16 protein-coding genes and 1 pseudogene are annotated in these 16,793 nt (G+C 71.5%); 8 read left to right on the top strand and 9 right to left on the bottom strand.

Annotated elements, in window-relative coordinates:
- The first annotated feature begins 129 nt into the window (after positions 1–129).
- The 5 genes and pseudogenes from ACZ6TI_RS39255 (at position 130) to ACZ6TI_RS39235 (ending at position 4,879) form a co-directional block, all read left to right on the top strand.
- Positions 130–2,322, top strand: a complete 2,193-nt coding sequence (locus ACZ6TI_RS39255; protein WP_465350334.1) for a helix-turn-helix transcriptional regulator — start codon at positions 130–132, stop codon at positions 2,320–2,322.
- A 116-nt stretch (positions 2,323–2,438) separates the two neighbouring features.
- Positions 2,439–2,666 carry a hypothetical protein gene (locus ACZ6TI_RS39250; RefSeq protein WP_465350333.1) on the top strand — a complete coding sequence of 76 codons (228 nt, stop codon included), beginning with the start codon at positions 2,439–2,441 and terminating at the stop codon, positions 2,664–2,666.
- Positions 2,663–2,861 (top strand): annotated as a pseudogene (locus ACZ6TI_RS39245) (FAD-dependent monooxygenase); the annotation flags it as partial. The gene ACZ6TI_RS39250 and the pseudogene ACZ6TI_RS39245, both read left to right, overlap by 4 nt.
- Before the next feature lie 303 nt (positions 2,862–3,164).
- A complete protein-coding gene (locus ACZ6TI_RS39240; protein WP_465350332.1) occupies positions 3,165–4,073 on the top strand; it encodes an SDR family oxidoreductase in 909 nt (302 codons plus the stop codon).
- A complete protein-coding gene (locus ACZ6TI_RS39235; RefSeq protein ID WP_465350331.1) occupies positions 4,070–4,879 on the top strand; it encodes a CPBP family glutamic-type intramembrane protease in 810 nt (269 codons plus the stop codon). Before ACZ6TI_RS39240 ends, ACZ6TI_RS39235 begins: the two co-directional genes overlap by 4 nt.
- A 4-nt stretch (positions 4,880–4,883) precedes the next feature.
- Here the strand turns inward: ACZ6TI_RS39235 and ACZ6TI_RS39230 are convergent, their stop codons facing one another.
- Together ACZ6TI_RS39230 and ACZ6TI_RS39225 are read right to left on the bottom strand one after the other, a co-directional pair.
- A complete protein-coding gene (locus ACZ6TI_RS39230) occupies positions 4,884–5,930 on the bottom strand; it encodes a sensor histidine kinase (RefSeq protein WP_465350330.1) in 1,047 nt (348 codons plus the stop codon).
- Entirely contained in the window at positions 5,917–6,576 is a 660-nt protein-coding gene (locus tag ACZ6TI_RS39225) for a response regulator transcription factor (protein WP_465350329.1), read from the bottom strand. The genes ACZ6TI_RS39230 and ACZ6TI_RS39225 overlap by 14 nt, the downstream gene beginning before the upstream one ends.
- Before the next feature lie 88 nt (positions 6,577–6,664).
- Here ACZ6TI_RS39225 and ACZ6TI_RS39220 point away from each other — a divergent pair, with 88 nt between their 5' ends.
- Together ACZ6TI_RS39220 and ACZ6TI_RS39215 are read left to right on the top strand one after the other, a co-directional pair.
- Positions 6,665–7,372 carry an ABC transporter ATP-binding protein gene (locus ACZ6TI_RS39220; protein ID WP_465350328.1) on the top strand — a complete coding sequence of 236 codons (708 nt, stop codon included), beginning with the start codon at positions 6,665–6,667 and terminating at the stop codon, positions 7,370–7,372.
- Positions 7,369–8,415 (top strand): ABC transporter permease, encoded by a 1,047-nt coding sequence (locus tag ACZ6TI_RS39215; RefSeq protein ID WP_465350327.1) that lies wholly within the window; start codon positions 7,369–7,371, stop codon positions 8,413–8,415. Before ACZ6TI_RS39220 ends, ACZ6TI_RS39215 begins: the two co-directional genes overlap by 4 nt.
- Before the next feature lie 160 nt (positions 8,416–8,575).
- On the opposite strand, the gene ACZ6TI_RS39210 is transcribed toward ACZ6TI_RS39215, so the two are convergent.
- From ACZ6TI_RS39210 to ACZ6TI_RS39185, 6 genes are read right to left on the bottom strand one after another with little or no spacing between them, the layout of a single operon-like run.
- On the bottom strand, positions 8,576–9,523 hold the full coding sequence (locus ACZ6TI_RS39210; protein ID WP_465350326.1) for a class I mannose-6-phosphate isomerase: 948 nt from the start codon (positions 9,521–9,523) through the stop codon (positions 8,576–8,578).
- Positions 9,520–10,689 carry an ADP-dependent glucokinase/phosphofructokinase gene (locus tag ACZ6TI_RS39205; RefSeq protein ID WP_465350325.1) on the bottom strand — a complete coding sequence of 390 codons (1,170 nt, stop codon included), beginning with the start codon at positions 10,687–10,689 and terminating at the stop codon, positions 9,520–9,522. The genes ACZ6TI_RS39210 and ACZ6TI_RS39205 overlap by 4 nt, the downstream gene beginning before the upstream one ends.
- Position 10,690: 1 nt before the next feature.
- Positions 10,691–11,557, bottom strand: a complete 867-nt coding sequence (locus ACZ6TI_RS39200; protein ID WP_465350324.1) for a ketose-bisphosphate aldolase — start codon at positions 11,555–11,557, stop codon at positions 10,691–10,693.
- Between the two features lie 30 nt (positions 11,558–11,587).
- The gene (locus ACZ6TI_RS39195) at positions 11,588–12,430 is read right to left on the bottom strand and encodes a carbohydrate ABC transporter permease (protein ID WP_465350323.1); all 843 of its coding nucleotides are present in this window, start codon (positions 12,428–12,430) and stop codon (positions 11,588–11,590) included.
- Positions 12,430–13,368, bottom strand: coding sequence for a carbohydrate ABC transporter permease (locus tag ACZ6TI_RS39190; protein WP_465350322.1), 939 nt, complete (start codon positions 13,366–13,368; stop codon positions 12,430–12,432). The genes ACZ6TI_RS39195 and ACZ6TI_RS39190 overlap by 1 nt, the downstream gene beginning before the upstream one ends.
- Positions 13,369–13,423: 55 nt before the next feature.
- On the bottom strand, positions 13,424–14,713 hold the full coding sequence (locus ACZ6TI_RS39185) for an ABC transporter substrate-binding protein (RefSeq protein ID WP_465350321.1): 1,290 nt from the start codon (positions 14,711–14,713) through the stop codon (positions 13,424–13,426).
- Positions 14,714–14,960: 247 nt separating this feature from the next.
- On the opposite strand from ACZ6TI_RS39185, the gene ACZ6TI_RS39180 reads away from it, so the two are divergent.
- The gene (locus ACZ6TI_RS39180; RefSeq protein WP_465350320.1) at positions 14,961–15,767 is read left to right on the top strand and encodes a DeoR/GlpR family DNA-binding transcription regulator; all 807 of its coding nucleotides are present in this window, start codon (positions 14,961–14,963) and stop codon (positions 15,765–15,767) included.
- Here ACZ6TI_RS39180 and ACZ6TI_RS39175 read toward each other — a convergent pair.
- Complete coding sequence (locus ACZ6TI_RS39175; protein ID WP_465350319.1) at positions 15,764–16,762, bottom strand: methyltransferase; 999 nt, start codon at positions 16,760–16,762, stop codon at positions 15,764–15,766. The genes ACZ6TI_RS39180 and ACZ6TI_RS39175 overlap by 4 nt on opposite strands.
- Between the last annotated feature and the right edge of the window lie 31 nt (positions 16,763–16,793).

The following is a 16,793-nucleotide window of genomic DNA, read 5'->3' as shown; positions in this document are numbered from 1 at the left end:
CGATCGTCCCCGCCACCCCGGTCCTGAGACTTCCGGCCCGGCGAGTCTCGGATCGCGCGGCGGTAGGGTGCGCACGTGGGCAGCCCGGGAGCCCGGCCTTTGCTGACGGCAAAGCTGTTGGTTCCTTCGGTGCGCCCGGGTGCGGTGTCCCGCCACCGGCTGCACGAGCGGCTGGACGCCGGCGACGGTTGCCGGCTGACCGTGGTGGTGGCGCCCGCGGGCTGGGGCAAGACGACGCTGCTGAGCGCCTGGGCGGCAGACCCCGCCCGTGCGCCGAGGGTGGCGTGGCTGTCGATCGACGAGGCCGACGACGAGCCGGTGCGCTTCTGGACGTACCTGCTGTCGGCGCTGGCCGCGGTCGCACCCGGCCTGGCCACCGACGCGCTGAGCGCGCTGCGCGCTCCGGGCCTGGACCCGATCAGCCTGGCCGTCGAGGCGTTGCTGAACGCGGCCACCGCCGAGCCGGGCGAGCACGTCCTGGTGCTCGACGACTATCACCTGCTGCGCGACCCGGTCATCCAGGAGAGCGTGGAGTTCCTGCTGAACTACCTGCCGCCGACGCTGCATCTGATCATCGCCGCCCGGGCGGACCCGCCGCTGCCGCTGGCCCGGATGCGCGCCCGCGGCGTGCTGGCCGAGATCCGGGTCGACGAGCTGCGCTGCACGACGGACGAGAGCACGGCGCTCATCTCCGCCGTGGTCGAGGTGCCGGTGACGACCGCGCGGGTGGCGGCGGAACGCACCGAGGGCTGGCCGGCCGGGCTCCAACTGGCCGCGCTGACCCTGCGCGGCGCGACCGACCCGGCCGCGGCCGCCGCCCGGCTCAGCGGTGGCGACCGGCATCTGCTCGACTACTTCGCCGGCGAGGTGCTGCCCGGCATCGAGGCGGGCGGGCGTGACCTGCTGGTCCGGGCGTCGGTGCTGGAACGGCTGTCCGGCCCGCTCTGTGATGCGGTGCTGCAGCGGACCGGCTCGTCCGCCCTGCTGGACGCGCTGGCCCGGGCGGACCTGTTCCTCACGTCGCTGGACGGGCAGTGGTTCCGCTGCCACCGGTTGTTCCGCGACGTGCTGCGCCGGGAGCTGACGGACTCGTCGCCGGATGCGCCTGCCGAGTTGCTCGGCCGCGCGGCGGACTGGTTCCTCGCGCAGGGCCGGATGGAACAGGCCGTCGAGCACCGGATCGCGGCCGGCGACGCCGCCGGGGCCCGGGCGTTGCTGCGCAGCCACACCCGATGGTTCATGGATCGGGGCGCGATGGGCGCGATGCTGCGGCTCAGCGACGGCCTGCCCGGCGTCGAGTCCGATCCGCACCTCTGCCTCGACCTGGCGCTCGCCGCCGGACTGTCGGGTCGTCCCGGCCGGGCCGTCGACTGGCTCGGCAGGGCCGAGCCGCACATCGCCGCCGACGCCGAGCCCCCGCCCGGCTGGCGCACGTTGCGCGGGTACGCGGACTGCACCTGGGCGATCTACGGCACCCTGGATGACGTCGGCGCGGCGCTGACCTATGCCCGCCGCGCCGTCGAGCTGGAGACCGATCCGGCTCGGTGGGGTCATGTGAACGCCCTCAACACACTCGGGGGAGTGCTGCTCGGCGCCGGGCGGACCGGCGAGGCCGCCGAGGTTCTGCAGCGGGCGTGGGAGGTGCCCGCACGCCGGGATCTGCCGCCCTTGATGGTGCTGCAGACGGCCGGTCTGCTCGCCCTCGCCGTGGCCGAGTTGGGCGAGTCCGACCGGTCCGCCGCGGTGTGCGCCGCCGTGCGGGAGCGGGCGGACGAGGCCGAGCGGGCCTGGGGCGAGGGGGCGGCTGCGGCGCTGGCGATGGTGCGGCTCGCCGAGGGCCGGCTGGCGGCCGTCCGGGAGCCGGCGGCGGCCGTCGCGACGCTGGAACGTGCCGTCCGGACGGCCCGGCACTGGGGTGAGTCCACCGTGTTGCTGGGCGCTCTGGCGAGCCTCGCCGCGGCGCAGTGGGCGACCGGTGATCGGCCGGGCGCGCGGCGCACCCTCGACGAGGCCCACCGGGTCGCCGACACCGAGCCGGTCCGCCCGGTCGTGGTCCGCCACCTGGCCGAGCTCGACGCGCGCATCGGCCGGGACGCCGGCCGGCTGGCCCGGAGCCGCCGCGAGCTGGTCGAGGAGCTCACCGATCGCGAGCTGGCCATCCTGCGGGCCCTGCGCGGCCCGCTGTCGGCCCGGGAGATCGGCGGCGAGCTGCACCTGTCGATCAACACGGTGAAGGGCTACACCAAGAGCCTCTACCGCAAGCTCGGTGTGGTCACCCGGGTCGAAGCGGTGCGCCACGGACACGACCTCGGCCTGATCTGAGCAGACCGGACCGGACCACCCCGGGTGGTTCCGGCCGCGGTGTGGAGCCGGCCCACCCACCTGAGCCCGAGAGTCCTTCCCGACAGCCCTCCACCCGAGGGCGACGGGAGGGAGCCATGAGCTGCCGAATCACCGTGGCGGGCCCGCTCGGCGCGGCCGCCACCCGAGCGATTCGAGCCCAGTACGCCGGCGTCGTGCTGAGTCCCGGCGCATCCGATCGCCACACCGTGCTCGCCCTGACCGGCGCCGACCAGCCCGCCCTGCGCGGCCTGCTGACCCTGCTCTGGGACTTCGGGCACGACGTCATCGCCCTGTCCACCCGATCGACGGAGAAGATGCCATGAACACCGATCAACTGCCCGACCGTACGGATGTGTGCATCGTCGGCTGTGGTCCGGCCGGCGCCATGCTGGGCCTGCTGCTGGCCAGAACCGGCGTCGACGTGGTCGTGCTCGAGAAGTATCCCGACTTCCACCGTGACTTCCGCGGCGACACGATCCACGCCTCGACGCTGCAGGTGCTCGCCGAGCTCGGCCTGATCGCGGACTTCGACCGGCTGCCGCAGCAGCGGACCCGGTCGGTGGCGATGATGACCGACGACGGCCTGGTCACCGTCGGCGACTTCAGCCGGCTGCGCCCACCCGCCTGACCCAGCGGATCCAGCTGCTGGTCCAACGCCGGCTGATCTCCGGATCCCGCGACCAGGCGGGCGCCGTCCGGCTGCCGCGCCCGATGCGCCTGCTCGGCCGAACCCCTCCGCTGCGCCGGGCGTTCTCCCGCTTTCTGGCCAGCGGAGTCCGCAACGAACACGTCACCACACCCACCAGGCAAGGAGCGATGCCATGATCGAAGACACCGACCCGCGTACGGTGCTGGTCGCCGGCGCCACCGGCATGCTGGGCCGCGCCGTCGCGGCCGCAGTGCACCACAGCGGGGCGAACGTGACCAGCCTGTCCCGCGACCCGGCCCGCGCCGCGCAGCTGAGCGGCATCGCCGACACCGTCCTGCTCGGCGACGCGACCCGCCCCGACACGCTGCGCGGCGCCTTCGACGGGGTCGACGCCGTCGTCTCCTGCCTGGGCGCGCCGATGGCCTTCCGCGGCGGCGACCGCCGCGGCTTCCGCGACCTGGACACGGTGGCCAACGGCAACCTGATCCGGGCGGCCCGTGCGGCCGGCGTCCGGCGCTTCGTCTACGTCTCGCTGCTGATCCGGCCCGCCTGGGCCGGCACCGGCTACGCCCGGGCGCACGAGGAGGTCGTCGAACAACTGGACCGATCCGGTCTGTCGTACGGGATCGTCCGGCCGACCGGCATGTTCCCGATCTTCGACCCGTTCCTCACGATGGCCCGCCGCGGCATCGCCTGGATCCCCGGCGACGGGCGGGCACAGACCAATCCGGTCCATCCGGACGAGGTCGCCGAGGCCTGCCTGGACGCGCTGAACCACGAGGAGATCGGCGAGCTGACGGTCGGCGGGCCGGAGATCCTCACCCGCCGGGAGATCGTCGAGCTGGCGTTCTCGGCGGTGGGGCGCAAGCCGCGCATCCTGCGCGTGCCACCCGGCGCGCTCACCGCCGGATCGGCGGTGCTGCGGCCGGTGCACCCACGGCTGAGCGAGGTCACCGACTTCGCCTCCCGCGCGCTCACCAACACCTTCGTGGCGCCGCCGGCCGGCCATCGCCGGCTCGCCGACCACTTCGCCGCGGTCGTGACCGCATCCCGCCGAGCTGTTGAGGGAGCTTCCCGATGACCGGTCCCGTCCGCCTGATCCGCAACCATCCGCTCGTCAGCTTCACCGTGCTGGCCTGCCTGTTCGGCTGGTCGAACTACATCGCGGCCGCCTTCGGGCTGGGCTCCGACCCCGGCCACGACCCGATCGGCCCGATCGTGGCCGCGCTGGTGGTGGCCGCCTGTCAGGGGCGCATCGCCCTCGCCACCTGGTGGCGGCGGCTGCGCTCGTGGCGAGCCTCGCCCGCCTGGTATGCGCTGGCCCTGCTCCTGCCGCTCGGCGTGCACGTCGTCAACGTCCTGATCAACCACGGCTTCGGGGCACCGCTGCCGACGGCGGACCAGCTCGGGCAGTGGACCGGCATCCCGCTCAACTTCGTGGTCCTGCTCGTCTTCATCGGCATCGGTGAGGAGGCCGCGTGGATGGCCTTCGCCGCACCGCTGCTGCTGCGCCGGCACGGCTGGCTCGGAACGTGGGCCATCCTCGCCGCGATCCGGATCTGCTGGCACCTGCCGCTGATGCTGAACGGTGAGTCGACCTGGCTGATGGGCCTGCTCGGCAACGCGGCCTTCCAGATGATCCTGCTGCAGCTCTATCGGCTCAGTGGGGGACAGTGGTCGCTGGCGGCGGTCTGGCACGCCTCGCTCAACGCGTTCGGCGGCTCGTTCCTCTTCACCATGGTGAGCGGCGCCGACCAGGACCGGCTCGGGGTGTTGCTGGTCTGCGCGTACACGCTGCTGGCGATCGTCGCGGTGGTGGCCGGGCACCGCTGGATCGCGGCGCACGAGCCGGAACCCGCACCCGCACCCGTCCCCATCGGACGGTGAGGGGTCAGGCGGCGGCGAAGTCGACAGTCACGGTCAAGCCGCCGCCTGGGTTCGGCTCCACCCGCAGCTCGGCCTCGTGGCTGTCCGCGATGGCCTGCACGATCGCCAGGCCCAGCCCGCTGCCCTCGCTCTGCCCGCGCGGCCCGGCGAGGCGCTGGAACGGTTGCAGGATCCGGCCGACCGCGTCCGCCGGCACCACCGGGCCGGTGTTGCTGATCGTCAGCACCGCCCGCGCCCCGGCGGTGTGCGTCGAGACCTCGATCCGGCCGTCGTCGACGTTGTGGCGGATCGCGTTGTCCAGCAGGTTGCCGATCAGGCTGGTGAGCAGCGCCGGGTCGGCGCGGGCCACGACGGCCGGTCGGAGATCGGTTCGGATGGTGACGCCGCCGCGTAGCTTCACCAGGTCCGAGGCGAGAGAGGCCAGATCCACCGGTACGGCCGCCACGGCGCCCTGCGCCAAGGCCAGCAACCCGGCGACCAGGCGCTCCTGCTGCTCCCCGATGCGCAGCAGTTCCGCGTATCCGGCCCGCAACGTCGCCTCGTCGGCGTCCGGATCGGCGAGCGTGACCTGGATCAGCGTCCGCTGCACGGTCAGCGGGGTGCGCAGCTCGTGCGAGGCGTCGGCGACGAAGCGGCGTTGCGCGGCATAGGCGGCGTCCAGCCGCGCATAGAGCCCGGCCAGCGTGGCGGACAGCTCGGCGAACTCCTCGTACCTTCCCGGCTCGCGGTGTGCGGGCAGCCGATCGGGGGTGGCGCCGGCGGCCGCCGCGGCGATCTCCCGCAGTGGTCGCACCGCCCGCCCGGCCAGCGCCCACCCGATCGGCGCCGCGACGAGCGCCACCACGATCAACCCCACCGCGACGGCCAGCAGCACGGGTCCGGTGTTGCCGGTGGTGTCTCCGCCCGCCCCGGCGCCCGGCGTCTGCGTGGACCGGCCGGTCCACGCGCCGAGTCCCACCACGGCCACCGGCACGGCGCCCAGCACGACCGCCGCCAGCGCATGGAGCAGCGCGAGCCGGTTCCGCAGCCGCGGCAGTTCAGTCGCCGGCACGGTAGCCGCCCTCGCGGACCGTCGTGATGATCGGCGGCTCGCCCAGCTTGACCCGCAACCGGCCGACCGTGGTCTTGACCGTGGTGGTGAACGGATTGGCCGCCTCGTCCCAGACGTGGTCCAGCAGCTCCTCCGCGGACACCACCACGCCCGGGCGGACCAGCAGGTGCGCCAGCACCGCGAACTCCTTCGGGCTGAGCGCCACCGGCCGTCCCGCGCGGGTCACGGTCCGGCGGGCCGGATCCAGTTCCACATCGGCGCAGCGCAGCACCGGCGGGACCGGCGGGCCGCAGCGGCGGCCGAGCGCCCGCACCCGGGCGGCGAGCTCGGGGAAGTCGAACGGCTTGGTCAGGTAGTCGTCGGCGCCCAGATCGAGGCCGTGCACCCGGTCGGCGAGCGTGCCGGCGGCGGTCAGCATCAGGATCCGGGCGGGAAGGCCGCGTTCGCCGGCCCGCCGGCACACTTCGTCGCCGGAGACGGCCGGCAGATCGCGGTCGAGCACGAGGACGTCGTACGGCGCGAGGTCGAGGCATTCCAGCGCGCGGCCGCCGTCGTGCACCACGTCCACGGCCATGCCCTCGCGGCGCAGCCCGGCCCCGATCAGCCGGGCGAGCAGCTCGTGATCCTCGACGACCAGCACCCGCATCGGCCCAGCATGCCAGCCGCCGGGTGACAGCACGGTGACGGCCGCATGTCACCGGGCTGTCACCGCCGGCCGCGTAGACATCGGCGGCATGATCCTTCACATCGAAGCGCTCGCCAAGCGATACCGGCGGCGGTGGGCGTTGCGCGACTGCACCCTGGCCGTCCCCGCGGGCGCGATCGTCGGCCTGGTCGGACCGAACGGCGCCGGCAAGACCACCCTGCTGCAGCTCATCGTGGGCCTGCTGCCGCCGACGACCGGCGCCGTCAAGGTGCTCGGCGGCACACCGGACGCGGCGATGCGGTCCGGCCGGGTCGGGTTCGTCGCGCAGGACGCCCCGACGTACGCCGGACTGACCGTCGCCGACCACCTGAGCCTCGGCGCGGGGCTCAACGCGCACCGCTGGGACGCGGCCGCCGCGCGGGAGCGTACGGAACGCATCGGCCTGCCGCTCCGGCAGCGGGCCGACCGCCTGTCCGGCGGCCAGCGCGCCCAGCTGGCGCTCACGCTCGCCCTGTCGAAACGGCCCGACCTGCTGGTCCTCGACGAACCGGTGGCCAGCCTCGACCCGCTCGCCCGCCGCGCGTTCCTGGACGAGACGGTGGCCGCGGCGACGGCCTCCGGCGCCGCGGTGGTGCTCTCCACACACCTGGTCGCCGATCTCGCCCACACCTGCACCCACGTGGTGGTCGTCGCCGCGGGCCGGATCCGGCTCGCCGCCGCGATCGCCGACCTCTGCGCCGCCCCCGCCGACCTGGAACGCGTGGTCCTCGACGAGCTCGGCCGGGCGGCATCATGATCAGGCTCGCGTTACGCCAGTTCCGGACCTCGGCCTGGACCGCCGCGATCGGACTCGTCGCCGTCGCCGCCGTGGTCCTGGCCACCCGGCCGCATCTCGCCGACGCCGCCGCGGCCGCGCGCCGCGCCTGCGGGCCGGCTCCGCGCTGTCCCGCCCTGACCGAGCTGGTCCTGGACAACACCGGCTCGCGGACCGTCGTCGGCCTGGTCGTGATCGTGACGCCGGCGCTGATCGGCGCGTTCTGGGGCGCGCCGCTGATCGCCCGCGAGCTGGAGACCGGCACCCATCGGCTGGTCTGGGCGCAGAGCATCAGCCGCGGCCACTGGCTGGCGGCCCGGGTGGCCGTGGCCGGTGCTGCGACCGTCCTGGCGACCGCGCTGCTCGGCGCGCTCGTCACCTGGTGGGCGGCGCCGCTCGACCACGCGGCGGCGGCCCGCTACGGCACCTTCGACCAGCGCGACCTCGCCCCGATCGGGTACGCGCTGTTCGCCTTCGCCCTGGGCGTGGCCGCGGGCCTGGTCACCCGCCGGACGCTGCCGGCCATGGCGCTGACCCTGGCCGGACTGCTCACCGCCCGGATCGTGGTGACCGAGTGGATCCGGCCGCTCGCGGCCGACCCGCGGGTGCTGGCGCTGCCGCTCGATCCGGACCGGACCGGCTACGGCTCGGGCGGCAACATCCTGCTCGGCGTCGGACCGGGCACCTTGGACCCGGAGACGCCGGAGATCCCGGACGCCTGGATCCAGTCCGTCCGCGTCGTGGACACCGCCGGCCGGCCGCTCGGCGATCAGGTGCTCCGGGCGACCTGCCCGACGCTCGGCCAGGACGGCGGCGGGGGACCGGCCCGTGCGGTCCCGGACGCCGTCCGGCAACAGATGCACGACTGCGTCACGCAGATCGGCCGGAACTACCACCAGGCTGTCACGTTCCAGCCGGGCGACCGCTACTGGACGTTCCAATGGTGGGAGCTGGCCGTGTTCGCGCTGGCCTCGGCACTCCTGCTCGGGTTCGCGTGGTACCGCGTCCACCGGTTCCGGGGCTGATGGCGGAACCACCCGTTCGCGCCCGGACGACCGCGCGGCAGATCCGGCCGAACTCGGTGGCGTCCGTGGTCCGGTAGAGCAGCACCGCCGTCCGGGCGGCGCGCCGGACGAGGGGATCGACCGGGCCGCGCGCCCGGCGCCGACGAGATCCGCGGCGAGCTCAGGCCGGCGCCGCCAGGCGGATCGCCTCCACGTCGCCGGTCAGGGTGAGCGGGCCGGCCGCGTACGGAATCAGCAGCGTGTCCCCGCGCCGCAGTGGCAGGTCGTCCTCCGCGCCGGTCAGCCGGCCCTCGCCGGCGACCGCGACCAGCACGCTGAAGCCCTGGTCGAGCCGGTCGACGCCGCGCAGCCGGCGGGCCGCGAAGAACTCGTCCGCGGCCGCCGGCAGCAGCCGGTCGGTCCCGCGCAGACCCTCGACCCGCGCCGGGCTCCACCCGCCGCGGTCCACGCACTGCAGGGCCAGGTCGTAGCCGAGCCCGAGGTGGCCGTCGGCCAGGCCGAAGTTCTCGTATTCGAGCAGCACCGAGAAGTCGGTCGGCTCCTGGATCTCGACCAGCAGGATGCCGTCGCCGATCGCGTGCGGCAGGCCGGCCGGGCAGAGGATCGCGTCGCCGGCCGCGACCGGGATCCGGTTGGTCGCGGCGAGCATCTCCTCGGTCTTCTGCCCGCTCACCCACCCGGCCAGTTCCCCGGCCTCCACGTCGCGGGCGAAACCGAGATGCACGAACGCGTCGGGCCGGGCCGAGACGATCACCCAGGCTTCGGTCTTTCCGTACGGCGAGGCCAGATGCGTGGTCGCGAAACGGCGGTCCGGGTGCACGTGCAGCGGCAGCCGCTGGCCGGCGTCGAGCAGCTTGACCAGGATCCCGGTGTCCGTCCGGTCCGGACCGAGCCACCAGGCCGGTGCGGCGGCGATCGCCTCGGCCAGCAGCCGGCCGTCGGACAGCGTGGAGAGTCCGGACGGCGCCAGATCGAACCGGGTGGTCGTCGAGCCCACCCAGTCCTCGGGACGGTCGGTGAGCGCCGGCACGTTGCGGAACTCCGCGATCCGGCCGGCGCCACGGTAGAACGTCTCCGGCTGGTTGGCCGGCAACGTCTCGATCGTCATCGGTGCTCCTTCGGGGCTGCGAGCGCGGCGAGGAAGCCGCCGACGAACGTGTCGCCGAGCCCGACGGTAGTGGGACTCTCGACGTCGAGCGCGAAACCCGGGACGCAGGAGATCGTGTCGGAGCTCAGCCCGGCCGCGAAGGCCACCGAGTCGGGCCGGCGCGGCGAGCGCCGCATCCGCTCGACGTCGGCGTCGGTGAAGTCGTCGCCGTGCGCATAGCGAGTGGCGGCCAGCACGATGCCGTTGTCGACCGCGGCGGTGTGGTCGGTGCCGAGCGACAGCGCCCAGAACTTGGTGTGCAGCACCAGGGCCGGCGCGGGGATGAGCTCGCGCAGGTCGGCCAGCGCTTCGGTGACCTCGCGCACGGAGAGCAGATCGACGGTACGCCCGAGGTACGACTGCATCTCGTCCTCGTTGAGCCCGTAGACGTCGATCCGGTCGAGCAGCGCCTCGCGGACCCGGCGGCTGAACGCGGGCTCGTGATAGGCCGCGTCCTCGAAATAGGTGACCGCGTCCGCCGGCAGCTGCCGCATGTGCTCACGCAGCGCCGCGAGCCGCCGGTCGAGCAGGTCCTTGTCGCGCATGGCGTTGAAGTTGGAGACCAGGAAGACCCGCGCCTCGCTCAGCCGGGCGCCGAGGTCGTCGGTCAGCGCCATCGACTCGTTGGCCGGGTCGTTGACATAGATCAGGCGGTTGGGGAAGGGCGCCACGATGTCCCCGACCCGCAGCCCCTGATCGAACTGCACGATCAGATGCGGATAGAAGGTGTCCCCGGCGCCGCTGGACACGAAGTCGGCGCCGGCCGGCAGCAACCGGCGCACGGTGTCGTTGACGGTGACCAGGTGCAGGGTGAACGGCACGCCGGCCCGGGCCAGCACGTAGCCCGCCCGCACCGGTGTGCCGCCGAGGGTGGCGCGGTGCGGGAACCGGTCGGCGAAGGTGGTGAGCGCCTCGGCGGAGGCGACGAAGTGCTCGCCGCCCCCGCCGCGCGCCACGTATCCGAGGATCGACACCACCAGATCCCGCTCGTCGACGACCGCGGCCGGCGGCGTCAGGTCGTCGATGCCGTAGTCGGCGGCCAGCTGCGACAGCACGCCGGCGGTCAGCTTCAGCTCGTAGTCGACGCAGTTGCCGAGACCGAGGACTACCCGGGACGCGTCGCTCATCTCAGTAGAGCGAGCCCTTGCCGGTGGCGCCGAACAGGTCGATCTTCTGCGCGGCGACCTCCTTCATGGCGCCGATGCAGGCCGGCTGGATGGCGTTGGGCTCGCGCACCCGCGGGTCGTTGCCGAGCACCTCGCGCATCTTGTTGTGGTAGGCCACCTTGATGTCGGTGGAGATGTTGATCTTGTTGATGCCGATCCGGGACGCCTCGGCGATCTCGTCGTCCGGGTTGTTCGACCCGCCGTGCAGCACCAGCGGGATGCGTACCGCGCTCTTGATCTCCTTGAGCAGGTCGAGCTTCAGCTCGGGAGTCACGCCGGCCGGGAAGAAGCCGTGGTAGGTGCCGATCGCCACGGCGAGGCTGTCCACGCCGGTCCGCTCGACGAAGGTGACCGCGTCGTCCGGATCGGTGTAGATGATCGTGGCGGCGCCCTCGGCCTCGGCGTAGCTGTCGTTCGCGCCGATCGTGCCGAGCTCGCCCTCCACCGACAGGCCGAGCACGTGCGCGGAGTCGACGACCCGCTTGGAGACCGCGACGTTCTCGTCGAACGGCTTCAGCGAACCGTCGATCATCACCGATGTGAAGCCGAACTGGAACGCCTCGAGCATCTGCTCGTAGGTCGCGCCGTGGTCCCAGTGGATCGCGATCGGCACGCTCGCGCGGTGCGCCCGCTCGGCGATGGCGGTGATCAACTCGCGGCCGATGTGCGCCACCTCGTCCGGGTGGATCCCGACGATCAGCGGCGCGTCCTTCTCCTCGCTGATCTCCACGATGCCCTTGAGCATGGCCCAGTCGCTGATGTTGAACGCGGGCACGGCGAAGCTGTTCGCGTTGGCGACGTCGAGGATCGTCTTGCCGGTCGTCAGCATCTCTACGTTTCTCCTATGTCGAAAAAGGGGTCAGGCCTTGACGGCGCCGGAGGTGAGCCCGCCGATGAACCGTCGCTGGAAGAGCAGGAAGAGGACGAGGACCGGAATGGACCCGAGAATGCTCATCGCCATCATCTGGTTCCACTCGTACGAGTGCTGGCCCATCAGGAGCTGGATGCCGATGGGCACGGTGCGCATGTCGTCGGTGCGGGTGAGCGTGAGCGCGAAGAGGTACTCGTTCCACGAGATCATGAACGTGTACACCCCGACCGCGACCAGGCCCGGGACCGAGATCGGCACGAGGATCCGCCACAGTGCGGTCCAGCTGCTGCCGCCGTCGACCTTGACGGACTCGTCCAGCTCCCTCGGCAGCGTGTTCAGATACGCGGTGGTCATGATGATCGCGTAGGGAAGCGTGAACACCATGTGCGTGAGGATCAGGCCGGGATAGGTGTTGTAGAGGCCGAGCGCGACGACGAGCCCGAAGTACGGAATGACGAGTGTGATCGGTGGCACCGCCTGGACACTGACGATCACCGCGTTGATGGTCTTCGAGAACGGGAACGTGAAGCGGCTGAACGCATAGGCCGCCAGGATCGCCACCAGCAGCGTCAGGGCCGTCACCGACAGCGCGACGATGTAGCTGTTGAGGAAGAACCGCAACTGGGCGCCGTTGCCGAGGATCTCGGTGTACGCGTCGAACGAGAAGCCCTTCGTGATCAGACGCGGTGGCGACTGGAAGACCTCCCCGTTGCCCTTGAACGAGGTGGCGAGCATCCACAGCACCGGCAGGCCGGCGAAGAGCGCCCCGATGATCAGTCCGGTGAGGACGCCGGCCTTGGCCAGATTCCGTCTCGCTTTGATGGAAGCCATTACCGTTCCCTCTGCTGACGCACGTAGAAGAAGGCCAGGACCATCGTCAGGAGCAGCACGACCACGGCGGCGGCGGACGCGGTGGCGAACTCGTACTCGCTGAAGGCCAGCTTGTAGGTGAAGGTGCTGAGCATCTCGGTGGCGTTCAGCGGCCCGCCGCCGGTCATCATCCAGATCAGCGCGAACTGCTGGGACGTCCAGATCAGGTCGAGCACCGCCATGCTGATGATCACCGGACGCAGCTGGGGGAGCGTCACGTGCAGGAACTTCTGCACCGGGCTCGCGCCGTCCACCGAAGCCGCCTCGTACAGGTCGTTCGGAATGCCCTGCAGGCCGGCCAGCAGGCTGATCATGAAGAACGGGTAGCCGGACCAGATGTTGGCGAACGTCACCACCCAGAGTGCCTTGTCCGGGTCGCCGAGCCACTCGACGCCGCCCTGGATCAGGCCGAGCGTCTCCAGCACGTAGTTGATGACGCCGGCCGGGTCGAGCAGCAGCCGCCAGATCACCGCGATCACCGCGATCGTGAACAGCCACGGCAGGATGTAGACGATCCGGAACAGCGCCTTGGTGAAGCCGCTCAGCAGCTGCGTGTTCAGCATCATCGCGAAGGCGAGGCCGAGCACCAGGTGGGCCACCATGCTGACGGTGATGAACACCGCGGTGTTCTTCAGCGCCGCCAGGAAGTCCGGGTCGGTGAGCACCTTGCGGTAGTTGTCCAGCCCGGCGAACATCGACTCCGGCTGCACGATCACGTTGTCCCGGAACGAGTAGCCGATCACCATGACGATCGGGACCACCATCAGGACCACGATCAGCACGACGGTGGGGGACAGATATCCGAACGGGACCAGGCGCCGGGCCACGCCGCGCCGGGCGCGCGGGGGCTCTTCCGGAGTGGCCGGTGGGGCCTTCTCCGGTGCCGTCACTGATGTCATCACGCTCTCCTTCGGCGGGTGCCGCGCCGGCCGACCGGCGCGGCACCCGGGCGGACTATTCGATGACCGACGACCAGGACTCCTGCGACTTGGCGAGGGCGTCGTCGACGCTCGACTTGCCGGTCAGCACGAGCTGGAGCTGCTCGTCGAAGGTGCGCATCAGGTCCTCGGACTTCGGCAGGCCGGTGAACTCGTTGGCCGGCGTGCCCTCGGTGTAGATGTCGAAGGCCGTCTTGAACAGCGGGTCGCTCTTGCTGAGGTCCGGCTGCGCCGTCTTGTTGCCGGGGAAGCCGTTCGCGATCGTGCTCAGTGAGGCGTTGACGTCCTTGCTCATCAGATATTGAACGAGCTTCCAGGACTCGGCCTTGTGCTTGGTCGAGTTCGAGACGCCGATCCCCCACGAGGCGTACGGAATGCCGCGCTTGCCGGTGAAGCCCTCCTCGGCCGGCAGCGGCGCCACCGTGAACTTCAGGTCCGGCGCGTTCTTCTTGATCAGGTTGATGTGCGCCAGCGAGTCGATCATCATGCCGACCTGGCCGGTGGTGAACTTCTCGACCTTGTCCTGTTCCTTCATGGTGAGCGAGCCGGGCGCGATCACACCGGCGTCGTTCAGGCTCTTCACGTACTCCACCGTGCTCTTCACCGGTGCGCTGGTCAGATTGGGCTTGCCGTCCTGCAGCATGCTGCCGCCGGACGCCCACAGCCAGGACATCACGTCGTTCTGGACGCCGTTCGGCACGGCGGTGTCGAGCGGAAGCGCCCAGCCCTTGACGTTGCCGCCGGTCGCGGTGATCTTCTTGGCCGCGTCCAGGAACTCGGCGCGTGTGCCGGGCACCTTGCTGACGCCCGCCTTGGCCAGCAGATCCTCGTTGACGAAGAGCGGGTAGATGAAGTTGACCACCGGGATCATGTAGGTCTTGTCCTTGTACTGCACCGTGCTGGCGAGCTCCGCCGGGTCGTACTTGGCGTCCGCCATCAGCGCGGACAGGTCGGCGATCGCGCCCTGCTTGGCGAAGTCGTTGACCCAGGCGCCGTCGAGGCCCACCACGTCCGGCAGGGTCTTGGACGCCGCGCCGGTGACCAGCTGCTGCTTGGTCGAGTCGTAGGGCGCGCTCAGCAGCTTGACCTTGATGTTCGGGTTCGCCGTCGTGAAGTCGGCGATGATCTTGTCGAAGTCACCGGCGGGGAGCTCGGCGCCCCACCACTGAGCGAACTCCAGGGTCACGGAGCCGTCCGCGCTCGTGTCGTCCGAGTCGCCGCCCCCGCAGGCTCCCAAGAACGCGACCAGTGCGGCCGCCGTTGCTGCCCCTAGTAACCGCTTCGTCCGGGAAGCGCGTACCGCCATGGCGTGCTCCTTCTATCAAGGTCTCTCAGTTCTTTGCTGGGTTCGCGTCACGTTAGCAGCGTGTTACGTCTTCGTACAAGAAAAGAACAGCAGAAAACCGCGGAGTACGGCAGACTCTTGCGTAGTAGGCGGCGTATCAGCTACAAAAGTGTCCGAAAGGGGCCTGCGCGTCTCCGCAGATCTCAGCAGCTTTATGCAGTGGGAGTGCGCGGTTGTGGCATACTGCCGCACTTATGGGGGGAGCACAGTGAGCGTCGACAGCAATGACCGGCAGCGCCATCTGCCGGCCGGGCGCAAGGCCCAACTGGCGGCATATGTCGCCGACACCGGCCAGGTCACGGTCGGCGAGCTGGCCGAGCGCTTCGGCGTCTCGATCGACACCGTGCGGCGCGACCTCGACCAGCTGAGCGCCGACGGGGTGCTCGTGCGCACCTACGGCGGAGCGGTCAGCCTGTCCACCATCACCCGCACCGACCGCGCGGTCGACCAGCGCCTCGCCATGCAGGAGCAGGAGAAGGAGAAGATCGCGGCGATGGCCGCGGAGCTGGTCCAGGACGGTTCCACCATCATGATCAACGGGGGTACGACGACCCTGGCGCTCGCCCGCAAGCTGAGCCAGCATCGCGAGCTCACCGTGGCGACCAACAACCTCCTGGTGCCCGGCGCGCTGCCGCCCACCGCGATCCGCGACATCTACTTCTTCGGCGGGGCGGTGCGCTCGCTCACGCTGGCCACCATCGGCCCGGTCAGCTTCCGCGCGAACACCGGCGCCGAGCTCGACATCAGCTGCGACCTGGCGCTGATCGGCGTCGGCGCGGTCGACGCGGACGCCGGTTACACGACGAGCAACCTCTCCGAGGCCGCGATGATGCAGGAGATGATCTCGCGGGCCGCCCGCGTGGCGATCCTCGCCGACTCGTCGAAGTTCGGCCGCCGGCTGTTCGCCCAGGTGTCCGAGCTGGGCAGCGCCGACTACCTGATCACCGACACGGTCCCACCACCGAGCCTGCGCGACGCCCTGGCCGCCAACGACGTCGAGCTGATCACGCCCTAGGCGGTCGCCTCGATGACGACGTAGGGCAGCTGGACCGGTGTCACCCTGGTCCGGCTCAGCCCGGCGGCGGTCAGCAGCCGGTCGTACTCGTCCACGGTGCGCTCCCGGCTGCCCGCCGACGCGAGCATCGCGACGTCCATCAGCGGCGCGATGCCGGGCGCGTGATCCTCGATGGCGATCTCGGTGATCACCACGCGGCCGCCGGGGCGCAGCGCGGCGCGGCAGTTGGCGAGGATGCGCACGCACTCTTCGTCGGGCCAGTCGTGCAGGATGAACTTCAGCAGCAGGAGGTCGCCCTCGGGAACGGACCGGAAGAAGTCGCCGGCGACCGCGGAGAACCGGTCGTCGAGGCCGGCGGCGACGGCGGCCGCCTCGGCGCCGGGCAGCGAGTGCGGCAGATCGAGCACGACGCCCTCGAGGCCCGGGTGCCGCGCCAGCATCGCGAGGGCGAAGGACCCGTGCGCGCCGCCGATGTCGACCACCGTGCCGGCGCCGGTCACCTCGATCACCTCGACGGCGTCCCGGATGACCGGCGCGGACATGCTGGCCATCGCCGCGCCGAAGAGGGCGCCCTCGTCCGGGTGCGCGGCCAGGTAGTCGAAGAACGGCATGCCGAGCGCCCGCTCGGTCTGCGGCTCTCCGCTGTGGATCGCCTCGGGAATCCGCGCCCAGGTGTGCCAGAGGAGCGGGCTGGACTGGGAGGCCGCCAGGTCCCGCAGAGACAGGGGCGCGTCCCGGTGCAGCACGGCCAGGAGCTCGGTGCCGGCGAAGCCTTTCTCGGCGTACGTCACCAGCCCCATCGAAGCGCAGGCGCGCAGAAAGCGCGCCGTCGCACCCGGATCCGAGCCCTCCGCCGCCGCGATCTCGTCGGCCGTCCTCGGCCCCTCCGCCAGATGCTCCGCCAGCGAGAGCTCGACCGCGGCGCGCACGATCTGGGCCAGCCACGGCCCGATCACGAACCCCATCACCGTCTCATATGGACTCTGTGACGTCATGACCGGCAACCTACTGCATCCTCAGGCAGGC

The sequence above is a fragment of the Actinoplanes sp. NPDC051388 genome, from assembly GCF_055586225.1.
The sequence above is the reverse complement of the archived record's forward strand: the minus strand, read 5'-3'. Positions and strand labels throughout refer to the sequence as shown.

What these genes read in the sequence shown, in the direction of transcription:
- ACZ6TI_RS39250 (WP_465350333.1), top strand. Translation starts at nt 2,439, where the DNA reads ATGAGCTGCCGAATCACCGTGGCGGGCCCGCTCGGCGCGGCCGCCACC.
- ACZ6TI_RS39240 (WP_465350332.1), top strand. Translation starts at nt 3,165, where the DNA reads ATGATCGAAGACACCGACCCGCGTACGGTGCTGGTCGCCGGCGCCACC.
- ACZ6TI_RS39235 (WP_465350331.1), top strand. Translation starts at nt 4,070, where the DNA reads ATGACCGGTCCCGTCCGCCTGATCCGCAACCATCCGCTCGTCAGCTTC.
- ACZ6TI_RS39225 (WP_465350329.1), bottom strand. Translation starts at nt 6,576, where the DNA reads ATGCGGGTGCTGGTCGTCGAGGATCACGAGCTGCTCGCCCGGCTGATC.
- ACZ6TI_RS39220 (WP_465350328.1), top strand. Translation starts at nt 6,665, where the DNA reads ATGATCCTTCACATCGAAGCGCTCGCCAAGCGATACCGGCGGCGGTGG.
- ACZ6TI_RS39215 (WP_465350327.1), top strand. Translation starts at nt 7,369, where the DNA reads ATGATCAGGCTCGCGTTACGCCAGTTCCGGACCTCGGCCTGGACCGCC.
- ACZ6TI_RS39210 (WP_465350326.1), bottom strand. Translation starts at nt 9,523, where the DNA reads ATGACGATCGAGACGTTGCCGGCCAACCAGCCGGAGACGTTCTACCGT.
- ACZ6TI_RS39205 (WP_465350325.1), bottom strand. Translation starts at nt 10,689, where the DNA reads ATGAGCGACGCGTCCCGGGTAGTCCTCGGTCTCGGCAACTGCGTCGAC.
- ACZ6TI_RS39200 (WP_465350324.1), bottom strand. Translation starts at nt 11,557, where the DNA reads ATGCTGACGACCGGCAAGACGATCCTCGACGTCGCCAACGCGAACAGC.
- ACZ6TI_RS39195 (WP_465350323.1), bottom strand. Translation starts at nt 12,430, where the DNA reads ATGGCTTCCATCAAAGCGAGACGGAATCTGGCCAAGGCCGGCGTCCTC.
- ACZ6TI_RS39190 (WP_465350322.1), bottom strand. Translation starts at nt 13,368, where the DNA reads ATGACATCAGTGACGGCACCGGAGAAGGCCCCACCGGCCACTCCGGAA.
- ACZ6TI_RS39185 (WP_465350321.1), bottom strand. Translation starts at nt 14,713, where the DNA reads ATGGCGGTACGCGCTTCCCGGACGAAGCGGTTACTAGGGGCAGCAACG.
- ACZ6TI_RS39175 (WP_465350319.1), bottom strand. Translation starts at nt 16,762, where the DNA reads ATGACGTCACAGAGTCCATATGAGACGGTGATGGGGTTCGTGATCGGG.